A 20,966-nucleotide genomic window follows, 5' to 3' on the forward strand; every position below is an offset into this window, starting at 1 on the left:
TAATTACCCCGTTAGCGGCTGCAAATGTAATACCTTTTTTTTCATTCTAGCAAACTTTTTCGAATCTTTTTTAAAAATAATCTCAAGCTCCCAAATCAAATCCCTTAAATATAGCAACTTAAACCTTGATTTATTTTTTGAAAATATTTAAAATTTGTACTTAAAAAAGTTATTTACCCTATTGCAATGTCCTTTTTACAAGTAAAATTGTACTAAAACTAAAGTAAGTAAATAAGATATTTACAATTAATTACTTTGATTATAGCTTTATTTGGCAAATATGAATCCCTTTAATTAATATACTCTCTTAAAATCAGACAGAATAATTGTAGAAATGGATTCTATTTTTTACTTATTTGATTGATTTATCAATTTTAGCCTTCTTTTGTAAAATTGAAACAACAGTAAATAAACTTCATCAATAGCAGTCTTTAATTTAATATTGCTGTTGTTAATTATAGTACTACTATTATTAATATCAAATAAACACAAACCAATTTTCACGTTTGTAAAAAAATAATCATCAATTGTAATAAAAAAAAGCAAAATTAGCTTTCTATAAAAATAATTTAAAAAACTAAACATCTAGTGTTATCCTAAATCCTAACAAAGATTCAAAAAATAATTGATATCAGCCCATCAACTTCACTCTCTTTATTATATATATGTAAATAAATTAAGTCTTACATTTACTTTGAGTTTAACATATTATTTAATCATATAAATAATATGTTAAACTCACCCCTTTTTGTTGACTTACATTAGGCACTACTATTTAATAGCATTCTTTCACATTAAATAATAATACCTATTCTATAATTTTAACTATCTATTCAAATACAAAATGAATTAATTAGTGTTATAATTAAATGCTCTCTACTTCTTTTTTTAATTCTACTAAATTAATATTGTATTCAAACAAGAATTCTAATATCTTTGCACCTTTAATAAAATATTATGATTCAAATAACTCTACCAGACGGTTCAATTAAGGAATTCCCTAAAGGGGTAAATGCTATTGATGTTGCAAAAAGCATTAGTGAAGGATTAGCTAGAAATGTAATTTCGGCAAAGTTTAATGAGAAAACTATTGAAACTTCAACCACTTTAACCGAAAATGGAAGTTTAACTTTATACACATTCAACGAACCAGAAGGTAAGAAAGCTTTTTGGCATTCATCTGCACACGTTTTAGCACAGGCAATTACATCATTTTACCCAAATGTTAAATTAACAATAGGACCTGCAATTGATAATGGGTTTTATTATGATGTAGATTTAGGTGATGATACTATTTCAGAAAAAGATTTTAATGAAATTGAAAACAAAATGCTTGAATTTGCAAGAGGTAAATTTGAGTTTTTAATGCGTGAAGTGTCAAAAAAAGATGCTTTAGATTTTTATAAAAATCAAAACAACCAATATAAGGTTGAATTAATTGAGAACTTAACTGATGGAGAAATCACTTTTTGTGATCATTCTGATTTTACAGATTTATGTCGCGGTGGACATATTCCAAACACAAGCATTATAAAAGCAGTAAAAATTACAAGTGCTGCTGGTGCATATTGGAGAGGAGATGAAAAAAACAATCAACTTACTCGAATTTATGGAATATCGTTTCCTAAACAAAAAATGCTTACTGAGTATTTAGAATTATTAGAAGAAGCAAAAAAACGAGATCACAGAAAATTAGGTAAAGAACTAGAATTGTTCGCCTTTTCAGCAAAAGTTGGACAAGGATTACCTTTGTGGTTACCAAAAGGTGCTGCTTTAAGAGAACGTTTAGAAAATTTCTTGAAAAAAGCACAGAAAAAAGCAGGTTACGAAATGGTAATTACGCCACATATTGGTCAAAAAGAATTATATGTAACTTCTGGCCATTATGCTAAGTATGGTGAAGATAGTTTTCAGCCAATTAAAACACCAAAAGAAGATGAGGAGTTTTTATTAAAACCTATGAACTGCCCTCATCACTGTGAAATTTACAATAACAAACCATATTCTTACAAAGAGTTACCAAAACGATTTGCTGAATTTGGAACAGTATATAGATATGAACAGAGTGGTGAATTACACGGATTGACGCGTGTAAGAGGATTTACACAAGATGATGCACATATTTTTTGTACGCCAGATCAATTAGACACAGAGTTTAAAGCAGTTATAGATTTAGTATTATACGTATTTAAATCGTTAAGTTTTGAAAATTTCACTGCCCAGGTTTCATTAAGATCAAAAGAAAAAAGTGACAAATATATAGGTAGTGATGAAAATTGGGAAAAAGCAGAAACTGCCATTATAAACGCTGCTAAAGAAAAAGGCTTAGATTATGTTATTGAATATGGAGAAGCTGCTTTTTACGGACCTAAATTAGACTTTATGGTGAAAGATGCTTTAGGTAGAAGTTGGCAATTGGGAACCATTCAGGTTGACTATAATTTACCGGAACGTTTTGATCTTCAATATAAAGGAGCAGATAATCAACTTCACAGACCCGTCATGATTCATAGAGCGCCATTTGGCTCAATGGAACGGTTTATTGCGGTATTACTCGAGCACACGGCAGGTAAATTTCCACTTTGGTTAACTCCAGAACAAGTTATTATCCTACCAATCAGTGAGAAATATCAAATATATGCTGAAAAAGTTTTACATTTGCTAGAAAATTCCGAAATTCGCGCCCTTGTAGATGAAAGAAATGAAAAAACTGGTAGAAAGATACGAGATGCTGAAATGAACAAAATCCCATTTATGTTAATTGTGGGTGAACAAGAAGAGAGTGAAGGAACTGTATCAGTTAGAAAACAAGGTGAAGGAGATTTAGGAACATTTACAATAGAAAAATTTATTTCATTAATAGATAACGAAATTAATAGTACATTAGAAAAATTTTAAGTTTAATTTAAAACCTAGAAGCCATAGCATTAAGTAGAAATAAAGGTCAAAGAAAACCTTGGAGAGTAGTAAAAGAAGATCAACATAGAATTAATGAAAAAATAATTCATGTTGCTGAAGTACGTTTAGTAGGTGAAAACGTAGAAGTTGGTGTATATCCTTTAATTAAAGCAAAAGCTTTAGCTAAAGAGATGGAATTAGATTTAGTCGAAATTTCACCAAAAGCGGATCCACCTGTTTGTAAAATTATAGATTATAAGAAATTTTTATACGAACAAAAAAAACGTGAAAAAGTTCAAAAAGCTAAAGCTTCAAAGGTTGTAGTTAAAGAAATTAGATTTGGTCCTAATACTGATGAGCATGACTTTGAATTTAAAAAGAAGCACGCACTAAAGTTCTTACAAGAAGGAGCAAAATTAAAAGCCTTTGTATTTTTTAAAGGAAGATCAATTATATATAAAGACCAAGGTCATATATTATTATTGAGATTAGCTACGGAACTTGAAGAATTTGGAAAAGTTGAGCAAATGCCTAAATTAGAAGGGAAACGCATGATTATGTACATTGCTCCTAAAAAGAAATAAACCTTCGACTATGTTAAGTAATAATTAAAAGTTACTTTTGCGGCCGAATTAAAATATTAAGCAAGATAAAAAAAGTATAAGAGAGATGCCTAAAATGAAAACAAAATCTAGTGCTAAGAAGCGTTTTAAGCTTACTGGCTCTGGTAAAATAAAGAGAAAACACGCTTACAAAAGTCACATTTTGACTAAAAAAAGCAAAAAACGTAAGTTAAAACTTACTCACTCAGGTTTAGTACATAAAGCTGATGTGAATAGTGTTTTACAACAGTTAACTTTAAAATAATAAAGTTACAGGGAAATTAATAATTAACCTTGGAGTAGTGCACAAACAAGTGTAAATTAAATTTTACCGCCTACTACAAAAAAACAAATTGAAATTATGCCAAGATCAGTAAATTCAGTTGCTTCAAGAGCTAGAAGAAAAAAGATATTGAAGCAAGCAAAAGGTTACTTCGGACGTAGAAAAAACGTTTATACAGTAGCAAAAAATGCGATTGAAAAAGGAATGGTTTATTCTTATAGAGATCGTAAAAACAAAAAGAGAACTTTCCGTGCTTTATGGATTCAACGTATTAACGCTGGAGTTCGTCAGTATGGAATGTCTTACTCACAGTTTATGGGACAAATTAAAGCTAATAATATTGAATTGAACCGTAAGGTACTTGCCGATTTAGCTATGAATAACCCAGAAGCTTTTAAGGCAATTGTAGATACAGTAAAATAGATTTTTAATTTCTTGCTTATATAAAAAACCCAATCTTTTTAGATTGGGTTTTTCTATTTAATACAAATTTCATATGCTGCTAGAGTTCTATTTTTTTGTATATATTTACACTGAATTTTAATAACTTATAGTATGCTTGTCTGGGGAATATTTATTGCTGTTATACTCATTTTTTTAGCGTTAGACTTAGGCGTTTTTAACAGAACTCCACACATAATTAGCACCAAAGAAGCAACAAAATGGACTGCAATTTGGGTAACAATCTCCCTGTTATTTTCTGGTGTAATTTATTGGTTATATTCAACAAATATAATTGATAACGTTGACAACCTCTCCTCTACTGATGCTACTTTAAAATACATTACAGGATACCTAATAGAACTATCTTTAAGTGTAGATAATATTTTTGTGATTGCAGTTATATTTACTTCATTTAAAATACCTTTAAAATACCAACACAGAGTTTTATTTTGGGGAATTTTAGGCGCAATAGTATTTAGAGCTTTCATGATTTTCTTTGGAGTAATCCTTATTAATAAATTCAGCTTTACCACGTACGTTTTTGGTGCATTTTTAATTTTTACTGCATACAGAATGCTGGTATCAAAAGATGAAGAGTTTCACCCAAAAAAATCTTTTGTTTATAGACAAGTAAGAAAGTTAATCCCAATTACAAGTCATATGAATGGTGAACACTTTTTTGTGAAATTGAAGCATATTACCGCTGCTACTCCACTTTTTATAGCTCTAATTATTATTGAATTTACTGATATCTTATTTGCATTAGATAGCATTCCTGCAATTTTAGCAATTACGTCCGATCCTTTTTTAGTTTTTACGTCTAATATATTTGCAATCTTAGGATTACGATCTATGTACTTTTTCTTATCTAATATGTTAGCTAAATTCCATTATTTAAAATATAGCTTAATTGTAATTTTAACTTTTGTGGGAATTAAACTACTATTAGCGCATAACTATACATTTCCAGAATGGTTTTCACTAACTGTAATAGCAATATCTTTAATGGCTGGAGTAATTGTTTCGTTAAAATTAATAAATGAGGAAGATAAAAGTTAATCGAAAAAAAGAACTAGGTTAGTTCTTTTTTTCGATTTCTCTTAAGTTTTCTATTTTTTTATGTGCCAAGAAGCCGGCAACATCTTCAAAATGTTCTTTAACACGTTTATGGGTAAATTCAAAAACCTTCGCCGCTAATCCATCTAAAAAATCACGATCGTGAGAAACTAGTATTAAAGTACCATCAAAATCTTTAAGAGCTTCTTTTATAATATCTTTTGTTTTCAGATCTAAATGGTTTGTAGGCTCATCTAAAATTAAAACGTTTACTGGTTCTAACAATAATTTAATCATTGCTAAACGCGTTTTTTCTCCTCCTGAAAGTACTTTTACTTTTTTGGTAATATCATCGCCGCTAAACATAAAAGCACCCAACATATCCTTTATTTTGGTTCTTATATCTCCAACTGCAATTTGATCAATTGTTTCAAAAACACTTAAGTTTTCATCTAATAAAGAAGCTTGGTTTTGTGCAAAATACCCAATTTTAGCATTGTGCCCAATTTCCATCTTTCCTTGAAAATCAATTTCACCCATAATGGCCTTAATCATAGTTGACTTTCCTTCTCCATTTTTCCCAACAAAAGCTACTTTTTCTCCACGCTCAATAACTAAATTTGCATTATTAAAAACAACGTGTTCACCGTAATTTTTAGATAATTCCGATACAACAACTGGGTATTGTCCACTTCTTGGTGCTGGTGGAAATTTTAACCGTAATGATGAATTATCTACCTCATCAACTTCTACCAACACTAACTTTTCCAACATTTTTACACGAGATTGTACCTGATTTGTTTTAGAATAAGTTCCTTTAAAACGTTCAATAAACTCCGTGTTTTCAGCAATCATTTTTTGCTGTTCATCATAGGCTTTTTGCTGATGCACTCTTCTATCTTTTCTTAACTCTAAATAATAAGAGTAATTTGCTTTGTAATCATAAATTCTTCCCATTGTCACTTCAATGGTTCTATTTGTAATATTGTCTACAAAAGCTCTATCATGTGAAATTACTATCACCGCTTTTGCTGAATTGATTAAGAAATCTTCCAACCACATCACACTTTCAATATCAATATGATTCGTTGGCTCATCTAATAAAATTAAGTCTGGTTTTTGTAATAAAATTTTAGCCAACTCAATTCTCATACGCCATCCTCCTGAGAATTCGGAAGTTGGTCTATTAAAATCTGAACGTTCAAAGCCCAATCCTTTTAAAACTTTTTCAACTTCAGCTTCGTAATTTACTTCTTCAATGGAATAAAACTTTTCACTTAATTCAGAAACTCTTTCTATCAATGCCATATAAGCATCACTTTCATAATCCGTTCTAACAGTTAATTCTTCATTTATTTTTTCAATTTCGGCTTTCATTGTAAAAATTTCAGCAAATGCTTTTGAAGTTTCTTCAAAAACTGTAGCATTATCTTTAGCCAATAAATGTTGTGGTAAATAAGCAATTACAGCTTCTTTTGGTGCCGAAATATTACCTGATGACGGTTTGCTTGCTCCAGCTATAATTTTTAATAAAGTAGATTTTCCAGCGCCATTTTTTCCCATTAAAGCTATTTTGTCATTTTCATTTATGGCAAATGAAACATTACTAAACAGTGTTGTTCCACCAAATTGAACTGAAATATCATTTACTGTAATCATCTATTAAATTTTTATTTTTTGAATTGGCAAATATACATGATTGTTTTAATACAAAACCATTTAAAATTTACAGTGTATTTCAAAAAAAAAGCAAGAATTTCTTCTTGCCTTTTTTATATTATTTTAAAACTACGTTTAAAAAACTTCACCTAATTCTTTTAACTTTTCAGTATTTTCAGCAAGTTTTAATTCTTCAACAATTTTATGAATATCACCGTTAATAATATTGCTCAAATCGTACATTGTTAAACCTATTCTATGTTCAGTAACGCGACCTTGAGGATAATTGTAGGTTCTAATCTTTGCAGATCTATCACCAGAACTTACCATACTTTTACGCTTTTTGGAATCTTCTTCTTGCTTTTTAGCTAATTCTAATTCATACAAACGAGAACGTAAAACAGTTAAAGCCTTCTCAAAGTTTTTATGCTGCGACTTTTGATCTTGACATTGCGCAACTAAACCTGTTGGAATATGTGTTAAACGAACTGCAGAATATGTTGTATTTACGGACTGACCTCCAGGACCAGATGAACAATATAAATCTTTACGAACATCTTTCATATCAATTTGCACATCAAATTCTTCAGCCTCTGGTAAAACCATTACTGTTGCTGCAGATGTATGAACACGTCCTTGTGTTTCAGTTTGAGGAACTCTTTGCACACGATGCACACCTGCTTCAAACTTTAAATCTCCATAAACATCATCCCCTTGAACACTAAAAATAATTTCTTTAAAACCACCCGAAGTTCCTTCGCTTACATCAACAATTTCTGTTCTCCAATTTTTATCAGCACAAAATTTTATATACATTCTATATAAATCCCCAGCAAAAATACTCGCTTCATCACCTCCAGTTCCTGCTCTTATTTCAACCATTACGTTTTTGGCGTCTTCAGGATCTTTAGGAATTAACATAAATTTAATTTCTTCCTCCAATTGTTGAGTTCTAGCATTTGCTTCCTCTAATTCCATTTTTGCCATTTCAGTCATTTCTGGGTCTGAACCATCGGCAATAATTTCTTTAGCTTCTTCAATATTATTTAACAAAGTTTGATACTCATCTCCAAGCTTCATCACTGAGCTTAAGTCTTTATATTCTTTATTAATTTGAATATAACGTTTTTGATCTGAGATAATATCTGGTTGAATTATTAAATCAGAAACCTCGTCAAAACGTTGTTTTATTATTCTTAATTTATCTAACATCTAGTTTTTTAATTGGATTGCAAATTTACAACAAATTCTTGATATTTTTTAATATTCAAATACTCCGAATTCACTAGTAATTGTTAATTTTTTATTTTCAGAAGCTGCTACCCTACCAATAATTTGAGCATTTACATTAAAACTTTTTGAAATACTAATAATATCATCTGCAATTTCTGAAGGAACATATAATTCCATTCTGTGCCCACAGTTAAAAACCTGATACATTTCCTTCCAATCTGTTTTACTTTGCTCTTGAATTAATTTAAATAAAGGAGGAATTGGAAATAAGTTATCTTTTATTATATGCAAATTATCAATAAAATGAAGAATTTTAGTTTGCGCTCCTCCACTACAATGCACCATTCCGTGAATTTCTTTTGAAGAATATTTCTCTAAAATCTTTTTAATAATTGGTGCATAGGTTCTTGTTGGAGAAAGCACTAATTTTCCTGCATCAATAGGTGAATTTTCAACGGAATCTGTTAATTTAACATTTCCTGAATACACTAAATTACTCGGTACACTTGCATCAAAGCTTTCAGGATATTTTTCAGCTAAATATTTATGAAACACATCATGGCGTGCAGATGTTAATCCGTTTGACCCCATACCTCCATTGTATTCCTTCTCGTAAGTTGCTTGCCCAAAAGATTCTAAACCAACAATTACATCTCCGGGTTTTATGTTGGCATTGTCAATAACATCAGATCGTTTCATTCTTGCTGTTACAGTAGAGTCTACAATAATTGTTCTTACCAAGTCACCAACATCAGCAGTTTCACCGCCAGTTGAATGAATATCAACCCCAAAACTTTTTAAATCTTGTAATAATTCTTCTGTTCCGTTTATAATAGCAGAAATAACTTCGCCAGTAATTAAGTTTTTATTTCTACCTATTGTTGATGATAACATAATATTATCGGTAGCTCCAATACACAATAAATCATCAATATTCATAATTAATGCATCTTGCGCTATTCCTTTCCAAACTGAAATATCACCTGTTTCTTTCCAATACATATATGCTAAAGAAGATTTTGTTCCAGCTCCATCAGCGTGCATTATTAAACAATAATCTTCGTCATTTGTTAAATAATCTGGCACAATTTTACAGAAAGCTTTTGGAAACAATCCTTTATCTACATTTTTTATAGCATTGTGCACATCTTCTTTTGAAGCTGAAACACCTCTTTGACTGTATCTTTTACTAACTTCTGAACTCATTGTTATGTGATTTTATTGTTTTGCAAAAGTAATTTTTCTTTTTTACATAGGAAAACATAAAAAAACCGAATGCAATACATTCGGTTTTTTTATGTTTTATTAAATTTATTCCCAATCTGGCATTATAGCATTTGAAAACATTTTAGTTCTATCATTACTGTCATCAATATCCATTTTGTAAATGTCTTTTATGGAAATTCCATCATTGGATGTGTTTACAAAAATAACTTCTGCTTCATTAGGGGAAAAACGGGGATCTAAATCTACAGTTCCTGCAATTTTATTTGAAGAAATATCTAAATTAGTTGCATCACTAAATTTATGAATAAATATATGTGTATCCAACTGTCTATTATTTGGACTCTCAAATTCTGAAATATCATAACTATATAATAAAAGTTTATTATTTATTGAGATATTTAATCCACCTGCAGCCCCGTGGACTCCAGACAACACATTATTTATAGTATTTCCCTCTAAATCAATTGTGAAAATTGAAATATTGTATCCTGCAATATCATTAGTTTTTAAGGCAATTAAACTTTCATCATTACTCCAGTCACATTCAGTAATAAAACTTCCATCAGTAGTTTTATAAATTTGTTTCAATCCGCTTCCATCTTTATTTATAATGTATAACTTATCATAATGCGGATAAATAAATCTATCTCCATTAGATGACCAAGAATAATCAATTTCATTAAAATTAAATCCTGTAACAGGAACTGCATCGGTTACCTTTTTAACATCTGATCCATTAGGACTCATTGTAAACAAATGTGTTTCATTATTATAAGTTCTTAGAAAAGCAATTAAATTGGATGCCTGATTTTTTCGAGGTCTCCAACTATTCAATTCTTCTGAAGTTAATTGAATTTTATTTTCAGGTATAGAGTCCGTTTCATTAAAACTTGAAGAATAAATAACATGGTTATTATTTTCATATTTTTCAACATATACATATCTATTTTCAGGAAATTGCTTTATTTTAAACGTACTTATTGTACTTAAAACTTCATCATTAATATTATCAGACGCCCCTATTTGCCAAAAATATTTTACTCCATATTTTAAATTTGAAATTACATATGTTGATTCACTGATACTATCAACTTTTATAATATCATTATTATAATCATTTTTAAGTTCAATACTATAAGATATTTCATCTTCATCTGGGTCTGTAGATTCCCACGTAAATTCCACTGAAAGTTCCAAATCTTCAGTAGCATCAATTGGTGAAATTAAAATTGGAGCTGATGGGGGGCGATTTAAAGCATTATCATCTTCCATCTCAAAAATAACATTCACTGTTAAATCTACAGTAACGGTTGCTGGTTCAAATGTTGTTAAATAATTTTCTTTTGTTGCACTTACGGAATAATCTCCTGCTTCAATTTCTTCAATAGTAAAATAGCCATCAACATCGGTAAAAACAGTATTATTGGTAGGGCTTAAAGTAATTTTAGCATTTTCAATTGGATCAAAGCTTACAGCTTCTACAACTCTACCGGTAATAGTACCTTTCCCAATAAAACCTGTTGTTTCTTCACTACAATTGGTTAAAAATACTAATAGAAAGATTAATAAAATATTTATATTTTTTTTCATAATTTCATTTTTTAATCAAACATTACTGGCTTAACACTATTATATGGTTTTCCTAAATAAAAATTTAATCCAAAACCTATTTTGTAATAAAAATCATTCCATTTTCCTTGGTTTAAATCTTCTAATTTGTCTGTAAACAACATATTTTGTTCAACAAACACTTTAATTCCTAAATTATTTACTGGTAAAAATTCTATTCCTCCACCATATTGAAATTTAGCATACGTATTATTAAACTTTTTATCTGAAACAGCCCCAAAACCAGCGTAAATAAAAGGCGTTAAATTATCGTATGGTAAAATATCATATCCTAAATTCGTATCTAAAGAAACGTAGTCATTTTTAAAGGTATTTTCGTTTTCTAATTGAAAATAGCTAGTAACAAAGTTTAAATTTAATCCAGGTTTTTTAAAATACATTTTTATTGACAAATTTGCTCCTAACCTTTTAGCTGCATCTCCATAATCATTATTAGGAATGGTCATTGCCCCATCAAAATTTATTGCTGAAGATCCTCTTTTATCTTCTAATTTTCTATCATATAAGGCCGTAGATTCAGCCTCTTCTTTCTCCTTTAAATATTTTTCTTTTACTAAATTTACAACAGGCTCTCCGCCTTTTGGCACCCACAAACCGTCAACAATTCCTTCAACAATTAAAAGCTCTACAGCTTTATCAATGGCTTCTTTAATTGCCAATTGTGCAGGTTCATTTTTGGTAACACCTGTTTCAACTTCTAACAATTTTTTAATATTAACATATCTAAACAAATTAGCTGAAATTCCTTGTGACAATATTGTTTTTGAAACGTACACATTCTTTAAGATTCTGCCACTTGATGTAGAAACCGCTCTTAAATATACCGTTATTCTATCTTGCCTATATTTTGCAGCTCCACCTAATCCAAAATACCTAGCGCCTGAACCTCCTGTAATTATATTAGAATCATAAGAAACAACGCCACCTTCAATAATAATACCTGCAAATAATAATGGTGGAATTGATGTAGTTTGATCTTCGTTTGCATCTCTTGCATATTCTTGACGTGTAGATCTAATTATTTGTCTTTCATTTAACAAATTACCTATATTCTCTCTTTCTATAGGTTTAAACCAATTAGATTCTTCTAAAGATTTTAATAAAATAGAAGTACCTCCTTGTGAAACAGCTGTGCTAAAAGTAGAGCCATTTTCTACTAGTTTATATTGACCCGTTTGATCTCTAAATTTATAAACACCAACTACGTTTTCAGTAGCAGGAAAAATACTATCTAAAATACTTTTACCGGAAGTATTTTCTCCAATTCTTGCTTTACTAGTTTTAAATGGTTGATTAAAATAAGTGCCACAACTTGTTAATAATAATAAAATAACAAAGCTATTGATAACTTTTAAATACTTTCTCATAATTTTAAGGGTTGTAGTATTTAGTTTGGAATTGTAATTTGAGTTTGCTCTCCAGTTGATGTATCTAAGATATTAACAGACAACCCATTACTTGTTGGACTAACCTCAACTACTAAAGAACCGAAAACAAATGTTCCAACTGATAATGCTTGATCACCAAATTGCTGAGTAAATAAATCTTGAGACAATGAATTTAATAATTGTCTATTTAAGCTTTCTGTAAAATTTTCTAAATCTGAAGCTTGATCAAAACTAAATCCTGAGTCTTCTTCAAAACTATTTTGTGCATTTGCAGACGCCAATAATTGTTGGTAATTAAATGTATCACCGCCAAAAAATGGATTAATTGGTTTGTAAACTAAGTTTTGTGAAAACATGAAAATCGGTATACAAATGAGTATAACGACTTGTATAAATTTTAACTTTTTCATACTTAAAGATAGTAATTATTTTTAGATTCTGCTATTTCTAAATAACATTTTTCGTTGTTTAGAATATTGACTTAAATTTTGTAATGATGCCTTAACTCCTGATTTTAAATAGTCTTCATCTGGTTTAGACATAAATTCAAATAATACTTGATCATCAACCTCCACCGTAATTATACTGCTAGTTCCAAAATACGGTTTTTCTTTAATTGTTATAATAAATGGATATTGCGTTCCTGAAGTTAAATAATCTTGATAAAAATAATCATGAAAATCTTTACCTATTTTAGTTATCACTTCATCAACTACAATACCTTTTAACTCAAAATCAGTTTCTTTTACTTCTTTTTCTTGAGCTTGTTGTTGTTTTTGAGGAAGAATATATATTGAATCTTTTGAAATTAATACACCTTCTTGTTTTACAAACAAATAAATCCGTAAGTCTTCATCTGAATTTAAATTTAATCGAATTTCAGATACAGTCTTACTTTCTTCAGGATTTAATGAAAATTCACCTTCCTGCCTATTGCTTGAAAAATTTCCGGATGCATTTTTTTTTAAAGCTAATAAATTATAGTATAAATTACTCTTAAAAACAGATTCTTCATTTTCAACTTGAGCGCGTATTAAAATTAAATTATCAGATTCCTGAATATTAATTTTTGCCTTAACAGCCTCATTTAGTTGCCCATAAAATTGATTAAAACTTAACATTAAACAACATAAAACAATATGTATTTTAAATTGTTTCATTGGTTAGTAATTTTTTATAATCAATGTGTTAAAGTCAGATTTCTGAATAATACCTATATTTTTAATTATTGAATTTTCACCATAAATTTGAAGGCTATTAGAATTTCCTTGCTGTGTTATATTAAAATTTGATGGTGTACTATTATAGTAGTTTATAAAATTATAATAGTTATTATTACCTAATTGATTTACTTTTTGAGCATCAATACCTTTTTGTTTAATATCAATCTCATTATTATTCCCAATTTGATTTAAACTAACAATATTACTTTGCACTTGATAACTATTCGTAGAAAGTGTTTTTGCTTCAGTTAATTTTGATGATAATTCTTTATTTGATTGAAAATATTGATTTATTACATATGTATTTTCATCTGATAGCTGCTGTGCAGTTATAAAGTTACAATTAACAAAGAACAATGCTAAAGTAATAATTATTATGTAGTTGCATTTTTTCATCTTACTCAAATTTAAGAAAAAAAGAGGGTTTTCACCCTCTTTTTATTGATTATTTTTAGTAGTAATATATTTTTTCGTTATGTTAAGACAATAAGTTTCTTTATTGTTTTAACTAACTAAGAATAATTAAAAAGGAGAAGTCCCATTAGTTTGCATTACACTTGCATTGTTCATGTTACCATATTGTGAAATATAACTAATATTACCCCATCCACTTGCATCTGTATTTTGAGAAACACCTGCTTTATTATTATTTCCTAATTGATAAATAGCACTTAAATTAGCTCCCATAGGTCCAGCTTTTTGATCAACACAAGCTAAGTTTTCATTTCCAATTTGTAATGTGCTTGAATAATTTGATGCAAAACCATCACCTACATTACTATACCCTACTTGAGTACTTAAAGATGTATTTCCTGTACCATTTTGTTCAGCAAACCCATAATTATGAGTACCTGTTTGAACTTGTTTTGCTTTATTGTCATCACCTCCATATTGCCAAATACTTGCTTCGTTCCCTGTACCTGCTGAATGACTGTCTGTTGAATTCTGGATTTGAGTAGCTTCATTATTATTTGTAAGTTGTTCTACCATAGCAGTATTACCATCACCTCTTTGTTTTTGATAAGATGCATTATCATCTCCCATTTGGCGAGTATATGTAACATTATGTTCTGCCCAGCCTATTCCAACATCTTGCATTACAAAGTTTCTATTTCCTGATTGTATAACATCACTATCATTAAAATCTCCATCTTGTTTAACATCTGAATAATTTTGATCACCACTTTGGTATACTTGAGCGTCATTAAATGTTCCTCCTAATCCTAAATAACCATCATTTCCTTTTTGGTTTATCATAGAATAATTTTGAGCTCCTACTTGAAAAACATTCGCATCATTATTATCACCTGTTTGGTTAATAATACTATTATTTTCGTTATCGTAAGAAATATATGTTAGTCTTTGAATTTGTGGAACACTGCAATCTACACAACCAGCCTCATCAGGAGCACTTTGTGTGGATACACCTGTAGCCCATTGATTAACTTGATTGTAGTAAAATGGATTGCCGGTAAAAAATTGCGTTTGAGCAAATAACATACTTGTTGCGCATAGCATAGCCATGCTTAAAATTAATTTTTTCATATTAAATGATTTTAAGTTAGTAATAATTAGTAATAAATTTTTAAAATTTATATGAGGATACTATATCAAGTCAGTAACTAAAAAGCACTAAAATGAATAATATAAATTTTCAATACGGGGAAAACAATTTTTTTTGGGATTTAAACAGTGGGGTAATAAAATAAAAAAGTACTTTATCTATATTTAAGCAGGACTAAATTACAGATACTTAATGAAATAACCATACTTTTTTGCGAAAAATATACAAAATACATCCTTTTACTAATAAAATGTAAAATATGTAACATACATTACATGTTTTTATTAAAAAAACAAATTCATTCCTTCTTTCAATATATGAAAAGGATTAAATAGTGTTAATTATCAATAAGTTAAGTGATGGCAAAAAATAAATTACAAGCTGTAAGCTAAGGTCCGCTCAATTACTTGTAATTTGTAATAGTGATAGTTTTATTGTTTGAAAACTGTAGTATTTTAATATTATTAACAATTGAATTTTCGCCAAATATGTGTAAATTATTATTTGAACCCAATTGTTGCACTTCAAAATTTAAATGGCTAGCACGATAGTAGGTTTTAAAATCAAAATTATTATGATTCCCTATTTGCTGAACCTGTTTATCTCCTCCGTTTGTTATAATGTTTGTAGTATTATAATCTCCTATTTGTAGTATAGAAACTTCTGAATTTACAGTATTGCAATTATTAAAATTTGTAGATTGTACTAAATGGGTATTGCTTTGAGTAACTATATTTTGAAAATATTGGTTTATTAGAAAAGTATTTTGGTCTGTTTCTTGTGAAAAACAAACAATTGAAGAAATGAATAAAAAAAGTAAAAATAACTTATTTAATAGTGTTTTCATTTTAAGACTTTTTTTATAAAAAAAGGGGAAGGAAAAATTCCCTTCCCCTTTTTAATTAATAATTAATACAAATTTAGAAAGGACTTCCTGGTCTAACCATTAATTCTGTTCCAACTTGAGTTACACAAGCTTTGTTAGAATTTCCTTGTTGATTTACATCACTCCAGTTACTTCCCCATAAAGCATCTTGATCTACATTTGTAAAATTAGTTTTACCATGTTGAGTTACGTAACTTTTGTTAAAGTCAAAATTCATAAACATAAATGAATCAGTATTATTTTGATCTACACAAGCCATATTACTATTTCCATGTTGATCAATTATAGAATAATTCCAACCACTAAAACTAGCTGCTTGGTTACTAACTGCAGTGTTTCCGTTACCATGTTGATCTGAATATGCTTCATTATAGCTTCCATACTGTGTTTGTTTAGCTGCATTTTCGTGACCATTTTGATCAATATCAGCAATGTTATGAGTATAATATGATCTACCAGAATTTTGATTTTGCTCTGCATAGTTATCATTTCCTTCTTGGTCTACAAAAGCATCGTTGTATTTTCCATCTTGGAATTGGAAAGATGTATTCCATTCTCCATCTTGATTTACTGTAGCTTCATTTTTATATGCATAACCAGCATCTCCAACTAATTGTTTTGCAAAATTTAATTTACCATTTTGAACAACTGTTCCTTCATTTTCGCGACCATATTGATCAACTATTGAATGATTATATCTACCTGTTTGAGTAACATGAGTAACGTTTTCATCCCCTAATTGTTTAACATATGAATAATTACCCCATCCAAATTGATCAACAACAGCTAAATTTCTTAATTCATCTTGATCAACATAACTTGTGTTTTCAAAAGCTCCTCGCCATCCTGTATCTAATTGAGTTATTGTACAACCATCACATTCTACTTGTTGAGGTGGTTCTATAAAATTTTCAACAGCTTGTGCAAATAACATACTTGTAGCAAATAATAGCGCTACTGCTAATAATAGTTTTTTCATAATAAAAAATTTTTAAATTAATAAATTCATACTTAATACTGTGATATAATTATATAGGGGAATTGAACTACATTTTAAAAATCATTTATTACAAATCATCTTAAAATAATTCTATATAGTTATAAAGTAGGGCGAAACTATTGTGTAGGGTTTATACAGTGGGGAAAAACAATTTTTTTTGCGCAATTGAAATTAATTGTACGTAATACTATTTAATTTCTGGTACTAATGTACAATATTATTTTAAATTTTACAATATTAAAAGTCTTATTTTCAACACTTTAAGTTGTTTTTTTTTTGAAACTTAGGTTACATAAAAGTGAAAAAGTCAAACAATTTAAACATTGTTTGACTTTTTAATAATTAAACTTACAAAAAAATAAAATTCCACAATTTAATGGCCTATAATTATGAATTTAACAATGAAAATTATCGTGTAAATAACAATTCTCTGTATTTAGTAAGTGGCCAAATTTCATCATCAACCATTAACTCCAGTTTATCACAATGATATCTAATCTCTTCAAAAAATGGTTTTACCTCTTTACAATACAATTCTGCTTTTTTAACGGCATTTGTTGTGTTATTTGCTTTTTTTCGAGCGTTAATCATTTCTTCTACTTTTGAATGAATAGCTTCAATATGTCCTGAAATACCTTTTATAAGCTGTATTTGTTGTGTCGCGTGTTCTTCAAAATTGTTACCAAAAATTTCTTTTAGCCCTTTTACATTTTCTATTAACATATTTTGATAGCGCACTGCTGTTGGCACAATATGATTTCCTGCAATATCACCTAACACTCTAGATTCTATTTGAATACGCAAAGTATATTCTTCAATTTCTATTTCATAACGCGCTTCGGTTTCCACCTTACTCATTACATTCATTTCTTCAAACAATTCAATAGATTTTTTTGAAATTCTTGCTTTTAAAGCTTCGGGTGTTGTTTTATTATTACTTAAACCTCTTTTCTTGGCCTCTTTTTCCCAAGCTTCACCATAACCATTTCCTTCAAACAAAATATTTCTTGAAGATTTAATGTATTCTCTTAACACATTAAATATAGCCTCATCTTTCTTTAAATCTTTTTTATCAATTAAAGCATCAACCTCTTCTTTAAAGTCTTTTAATTGTTTTGCAACAATGGTATTTAAAACTGTCATTGGGTTGGCGCAATTTGCCATAGAACCAACTGCTCTAAATTCAAATTTATTTCCGGTGAATGCAAATGCAGATGTCCTATTTCTATCTGTATTATCTAATAAAACATCTGGAATTTTACCAACCACATTTAATTTTAAATCTGTTTTTTCTTCAGGAGATAATTTCCCTTGGGTAACACCTTCTAACTCTTCCAATACTTGTGTTAATTGCGCACCAATAAAAACCGAAATTATTGCCGGAGGCGCTTCATTGGCTCCTAACCTATGATCGTTACTTGCAGATGCAATTGCTGCTCTCAACAATGCCTCGTGGTTATTTACTGCTTTAATAGTATTAATAAAAAAAGTTAAAAACTGAAGATTACTCATAGGTGTTTTTCCTGGCGCTAATAAATTTACACCAGTATCCGTGGATAGTGACCAGTTATTATGTTTTCCTGAACCGTTAACACCTGCAAATGGTTTTTCATGAAATAATACTTTAAAATCATGACGAGAAGCCACCCTTCCCATCACATCCATTAATAATGAATTATGATCTACCGCTAAATTTGCTTCTTCATAAATAGGTGCTAACTCAAATTGGTTTGGAGCAACTTCATTATGTCTTGTTTTTGCGGGAATTCCCAACAACATACACTCCGTTTCCAAATCGCGCATAAAATTTAATGCTCTAGAAGGAATTGAGCCAAAATAATGATCATCTAATTGTTGTCCTTTTGCTGGTGAATGTCCCAATAAAGTTCTTCCTGTTAAAGTAATATCTGGCCTACTTGAAGCCAAAGCTTTGTCTATTAAAAAATATTCTTGTTCCCAACCTAAAGATGATGTAACTTTTTTAACATTTTTATCAAAATATTTACACACATCCGTTGCTGCGGAATCAATTGCTTGTAATGCCCTTAATAAAGGTGTTTTATAATCTAAAGCTTCTCCAGTATAAGCAACAAAAATAGTTGGTATACATAACGTTGTACCATATATAAATGCTGGTGAAGTTGGATCCCAAGCTGTATAACCACGTGCCTCAAAAGTGTTTCTTATTCCCCCATTTGGAAAACTAGAGGCATCAGGCTCTTGTTGCACTAATTGACTTCCTCCAAATTTTTCAATAGCCATTCCATTTTCAATAGTTTCAAAAAATGCGTCATGCTTTTCTGCAGTTGCTCCAGTTAATGGCTGAAACCAATGTGTATAATGCGTAACTCCTTTTGATAGTGCCCATTCTTTCATGGAAGAAGAAACTTGGTCTGCTATTTTTCTATCAATTTTTTTTCCGTGCTCAATTGCACTCATAACTCCTTTAAAAGCTTCTTTTGTTAAATATTGGCGCATTGTATTTTCATTAAATACATTTTTACCAAATAATTCAGATCTTTTAAATTTCTCTTTTATTGTTATAGGTTTTCTACTTTGAGCAAGTGCAATTGCTTTAAAACGTAATTTTGCCATAATATTTAGTATTAGTTAATACGAAGATACAAGAATTTAAAAATATTTTTATCAAAAAAAGAAGGATTTTTTTTAAGTATTTTTCAAATACCCCTGTCAAAAATAAGGCTTCTATAAAAATATACCCACTTTATACATTTTACCCCCTCAAATTTTTATTATACTGTTTAAATAATTATTTTTGCTCAAATATTTGAATCTATATAAATAAATAATATTATGGCGAAAATAAAATTAGAGTATATTTGGTTGGACGGTTACTTACCAACACAAAACTTAAGAAGTAAAACAAAAGTTGAAGAACATGAAAATTTTAAAGGAACAGTTGAAGAACTTGGCGATTGGTCTTTTGATGGTTCATCAACTAAACAAGCAATTGGAGGTTCTTCTGACTGTGTATTAAAACCTGTTGCAATTTATCCAGATCCAGAGCGTATTAATGGATACTTAGTTATGACTGAAGTTATGAATCCTGATGGAACTCCACACATTTCTAACGGAAGATCTACAATAGATGATGATAATGATGATTTTTGGTTTGGTTTTGAGCAAGAATATTTTATTATGGATGTGAAAACTGAATTACCTTTAGGTTTCCCAAGAGGTGGTTATCCTAAGCCTCAAGGAATGTACTATTGTTCAGTTGGTGGTTTAAATACTCATGGACGTGAATTAGTTGAGGAACATGCTGATGCTTGTATTAAAGCTGGGTTAAACTTTGAAGGTATTAACCAAGAAGTTGCTTGTGGACAATGGGAATTCCAATTATTTGCAAAAGGAGCTAAAAAAGCTGGGGATGAAATTTGGATTGCAAGATATTTATTAGATAGATTAACTGAAAAACACGGATATTATATTGAATACCACCCAAAACCACTTGGTGACACTGATTGGAATGGATCTGGTATGCACGCTAACTTCTCTAATACCACTTTAAGAACTTGTGGTTCAGAAGCTACCTACAAAGCTATTTGTGAGGCATTTAGACCTGTAACAGCAGAACATATTGAAGTTTATGGTGCTTTTAACGATCAACGTTTAACCGGTAAACACGAAACTGCATCTATTACAGATTTCTCTTATGGAATTTCTGATAGAGGAGCTTCCATTCGTATTCCAATCTTTACAGTTAAAAAAGGATGGAAAGGTTATTTAGAAGATAGAAGACCTGCTTCAAATGCAGATCCATATAAAGTTGCTGCTAGAATTATTAAAACTGTTAAAACAGCTAAAGTATAATTTTAGAACATTTATAAAATAAAAAAACACTGCGCTTGCA

General features: G+C 29.5%; 18 protein-coding genes. 6 read left to right on the forward strand and 12 right to left on the reverse strand.

Annotated elements, in window-relative coordinates:
* Positions 1-957 precede the first annotated feature (957 nt).
* From thrS to JEY78_RS10430, 5 genes are all read left to right on the forward strand, one after another.
* Positions 958-2,898, forward strand: a complete 1,941-nt coding sequence (gene thrS, locus JEY78_RS10410; RefSeq protein ID WP_291850636.1) for a threonine--tRNA ligase — start codon at positions 958-960, stop codon at positions 2,896-2,898.
* A 23-nt stretch (positions 2,899-2,921) separates the two neighbouring features.
* The gene (gene infC / locus JEY78_RS10415) at positions 2,922-3,482 is read left to right on the forward strand and encodes a translation initiation factor IF-3 (RefSeq protein ID WP_291851001.1); all 561 of its coding nucleotides are present in this window, start codon (positions 2,922-2,924) and stop codon (positions 3,480-3,482) included.
* An 85-nt stretch (positions 3,483-3,567) separates the two neighbouring features.
* Positions 3,568-3,765 (forward strand): 50S ribosomal protein L35, encoded by a 198-nt coding sequence (gene rpmI / locus JEY78_RS10420; protein WP_291850639.1) that lies wholly within the window; start codon positions 3,568-3,570, stop codon positions 3,763-3,765.
* 96 nt (positions 3,766-3,861) lie between these two features.
* Positions 3,862-4,206 carry a 50S ribosomal protein L20 gene (gene rplT / locus JEY78_RS10425; protein ID WP_090224892.1) on the forward strand — a complete coding sequence of 115 codons (345 nt, stop codon included), beginning with the start codon at positions 3,862-3,864 and terminating at the stop codon, positions 4,204-4,206.
* A gap of 132 nt (positions 4,207-4,338) precedes the next feature.
* The gene (locus JEY78_RS10430) at positions 4,339-5,286 is read left to right on the forward strand and encodes a TerC family protein (protein ID WP_291850646.1); all 948 of its coding nucleotides are present in this window, start codon (positions 4,339-4,341) and stop codon (positions 5,284-5,286) included.
* Between the two features lie 18 nt (positions 5,287-5,304).
* On the opposite strand, the gene JEY78_RS10435 is transcribed toward JEY78_RS10430, so the two are convergent.
* The 12 genes from JEY78_RS10435 to JEY78_RS10490 all read right to left on the reverse strand — a co-directional run bounded on the left by JEY78_RS10435 (position 5,305) and on the right by JEY78_RS10490 (position 19,687).
* Positions 5,305-6,942 carry an ABC-F family ATP-binding cassette domain-containing protein gene (locus JEY78_RS10435; protein WP_291850649.1) on the reverse strand — a complete coding sequence of 546 codons (1,638 nt, stop codon included), beginning with the start codon at positions 6,940-6,942 and terminating at the stop codon, positions 5,305-5,307.
* Between the two features lie 135 nt (positions 6,943-7,077).
* Positions 7,078-8,154, reverse strand: a complete 1,077-nt coding sequence (gene prfA, locus JEY78_RS10440; protein ID WP_291850684.1) for a peptide chain release factor 1 — start codon at positions 8,152-8,154, stop codon at positions 7,078-7,080.
* A 48-nt stretch (positions 8,155-8,202) separates the two neighbouring features.
* Positions 8,203-9,381, reverse strand: a complete 1,179-nt coding sequence (locus tag JEY78_RS10445) for an AIR synthase related protein (protein ID WP_291850686.1) — start codon at positions 9,379-9,381, stop codon at positions 8,203-8,205.
* 105 nt (positions 9,382-9,486) lie between these two features.
* Entirely contained in the window at positions 9,487-10,992 is a 1,506-nt protein-coding gene (locus JEY78_RS10450; RefSeq protein ID WP_291850689.1) for a carboxypeptidase regulatory-like domain-containing protein, read from the reverse strand.
* An 11-nt stretch (positions 10,993-11,003) separates the two neighbouring features.
* Positions 11,004-12,398, reverse strand: a complete 1,395-nt coding sequence (locus tag JEY78_RS10455) for a CsgG/HfaB family protein (RefSeq protein ID WP_291850691.1) — start codon at positions 12,396-12,398, stop codon at positions 11,004-11,006.
* Between the two features lie 20 nt (positions 12,399-12,418).
* Positions 12,419-12,829, reverse strand: a complete 411-nt coding sequence (locus JEY78_RS10460) for a curli production assembly/transport component CsgF (RefSeq protein ID WP_291850694.1) — start codon at positions 12,827-12,829, stop codon at positions 12,419-12,421.
* Between the two features lie 21 nt (positions 12,830-12,850).
* Positions 12,851-13,579, reverse strand: a complete 729-nt coding sequence (gene csgH, locus JEY78_RS10465; protein WP_291850696.1) for a curli-like amyloid fiber formation chaperone CsgH — start codon at positions 13,577-13,579, stop codon at positions 12,851-12,853.
* Positions 13,580-13,582: 3 nt separating this feature from the next.
* On the reverse strand, positions 13,583-14,038 hold the full coding sequence (locus tag JEY78_RS10470; RefSeq protein ID WP_291850699.1) for a hypothetical protein: 456 nt from the start codon (positions 14,036-14,038) through the stop codon (positions 13,583-13,585).
* 126 nt (positions 14,039-14,164) lie between these two features.
* A complete protein-coding gene (locus JEY78_RS10475) occupies positions 14,165-15,187 on the reverse strand; it encodes a hypothetical protein (protein WP_291850702.1) in 1,023 nt (340 codons plus the stop codon).
* A 422-nt stretch (positions 15,188-15,609) separates the two neighbouring features.
* Positions 15,610-16,053, reverse strand: coding sequence for a hypothetical protein (locus tag JEY78_RS10480; protein ID WP_291850705.1), 444 nt, complete (start codon positions 16,051-16,053; stop codon positions 15,610-15,612).
* Between the two features lie 73 nt (positions 16,054-16,126).
* Positions 16,127-17,071 carry a hypothetical protein gene (locus JEY78_RS10485; protein WP_291850707.1) on the reverse strand — a complete coding sequence of 315 codons (945 nt, stop codon included), beginning with the start codon at positions 17,069-17,071 and terminating at the stop codon, positions 16,127-16,129.
* Positions 17,072-17,500: 429 nt separating this feature from the next.
* Positions 17,501-19,687 (reverse strand): glutamine synthetase III, encoded by a 2,187-nt coding sequence (locus JEY78_RS10490; protein ID WP_291850710.1) that lies wholly within the window; start codon positions 19,685-19,687, stop codon positions 17,501-17,503.
* 219 nt (positions 19,688-19,906) lie between these two features.
* Here JEY78_RS10490 and JEY78_RS10495 point away from each other — a divergent pair, with 219 nt between their 5' ends.
* The gene (locus tag JEY78_RS10495) at positions 19,907-20,926 is read left to right on the forward strand and encodes a glutamine synthetase beta-grasp domain-containing protein (RefSeq protein WP_291850714.1); all 1,020 of its coding nucleotides are present in this window, start codon (positions 19,907-19,909) and stop codon (positions 20,924-20,926) included.
* Positions 20,927-20,966 lie beyond the last annotated feature (40 nt).

Origin of the sequence: Lutibacter sp. (genome assembly GCF_016342705.1) — a bacterium.
Classification (GTDB): Bacteria; Bacteroidota; Bacteroidia; order Flavobacteriales; family Flavobacteriaceae; genus Lutibacter.

Coding starts and splice junctions, on each gene's coding strand:
- thrS (WP_291850636.1), top strand. CDS start 958: ATGATTCAAATAACTCTACCAGACGGTTCAATTAAGGAATTCCCTAAA.
- rpmI (WP_291850639.1), top strand. CDS start 3,568: ATGCCTAAAATGAAAACAAAATCTAGTGCTAAGAAGCGTTTTAAGCTT.
- rplT (WP_090224892.1), top strand. CDS start 3,862: ATGCCAAGATCAGTAAATTCAGTTGCTTCAAGAGCTAGAAGAAAAAAG.
- JEY78_RS10430 (WP_291850646.1), top strand. CDS start 4,339: ATGCTTGTCTGGGGAATATTTATTGCTGTTATACTCATTTTTTTAGCG.
- JEY78_RS10435 (WP_291850649.1), bottom strand. CDS start 6,942: ATGATTACAGTAAATGATATTTCAGTTCAATTTGGTGGAACAACACTG.
- prfA (WP_291850684.1), bottom strand. CDS start 8,154: ATGTTAGATAAATTAAGAATAATAAAACAACGTTTTGACGAGGTTTCT.
- JEY78_RS10445 (WP_291850686.1), bottom strand. CDS start 9,381: ATGAGTTCAGAAGTTAGTAAAAGATACAGTCAAAGAGGTGTTTCAGCT.
- JEY78_RS10450 (WP_291850689.1), bottom strand. CDS start 10,992: ATGAAAAAAAATATAAATATTTTATTAATCTTTCTATTAGTATTTTTA.
- JEY78_RS10455 (WP_291850691.1), bottom strand. CDS start 12,398: ATGAGAAAGTATTTAAAAGTTATCAATAGCTTTGTTATTTTATTATTA.
- JEY78_RS10460 (WP_291850694.1), bottom strand. CDS start 12,829: ATGAAAAAGTTAAAATTTATACAAGTCGTTATACTCATTTGTATACCG.
- csgH (WP_291850696.1), bottom strand. CDS start 13,579: ATGAAACAATTTAAAATACATATTGTTTTATGTTGTTTAATGTTAAGT.
- JEY78_RS10470 (WP_291850699.1), bottom strand. CDS start 14,038: ATGAAAAAATGCAACTACATAATAATTATTACTTTAGCATTGTTCTTT.
- JEY78_RS10475 (WP_291850702.1), bottom strand. CDS start 15,187: ATGAAAAAATTAATTTTAAGCATGGCTATGCTATGCGCAACAAGTATG.
- JEY78_RS10480 (WP_291850705.1), bottom strand. CDS start 16,053: ATGAAAACACTATTAAATAAGTTATTTTTACTTTTTTTATTCATTTCT.
- JEY78_RS10485 (WP_291850707.1), bottom strand. CDS start 17,071: ATGAAAAAACTATTATTAGCAGTAGCGCTATTATTTGCTACAAGTATG.
- JEY78_RS10490 (WP_291850710.1), bottom strand. CDS start 19,687: ATGGCAAAATTACGTTTTAAAGCAATTGCACTTGCTCAAAGTAGAAAA.
- JEY78_RS10495 (WP_291850714.1), top strand. CDS start 19,907: ATGGCGAAAATAAAATTAGAGTATATTTGGTTGGACGGTTACTTACCA.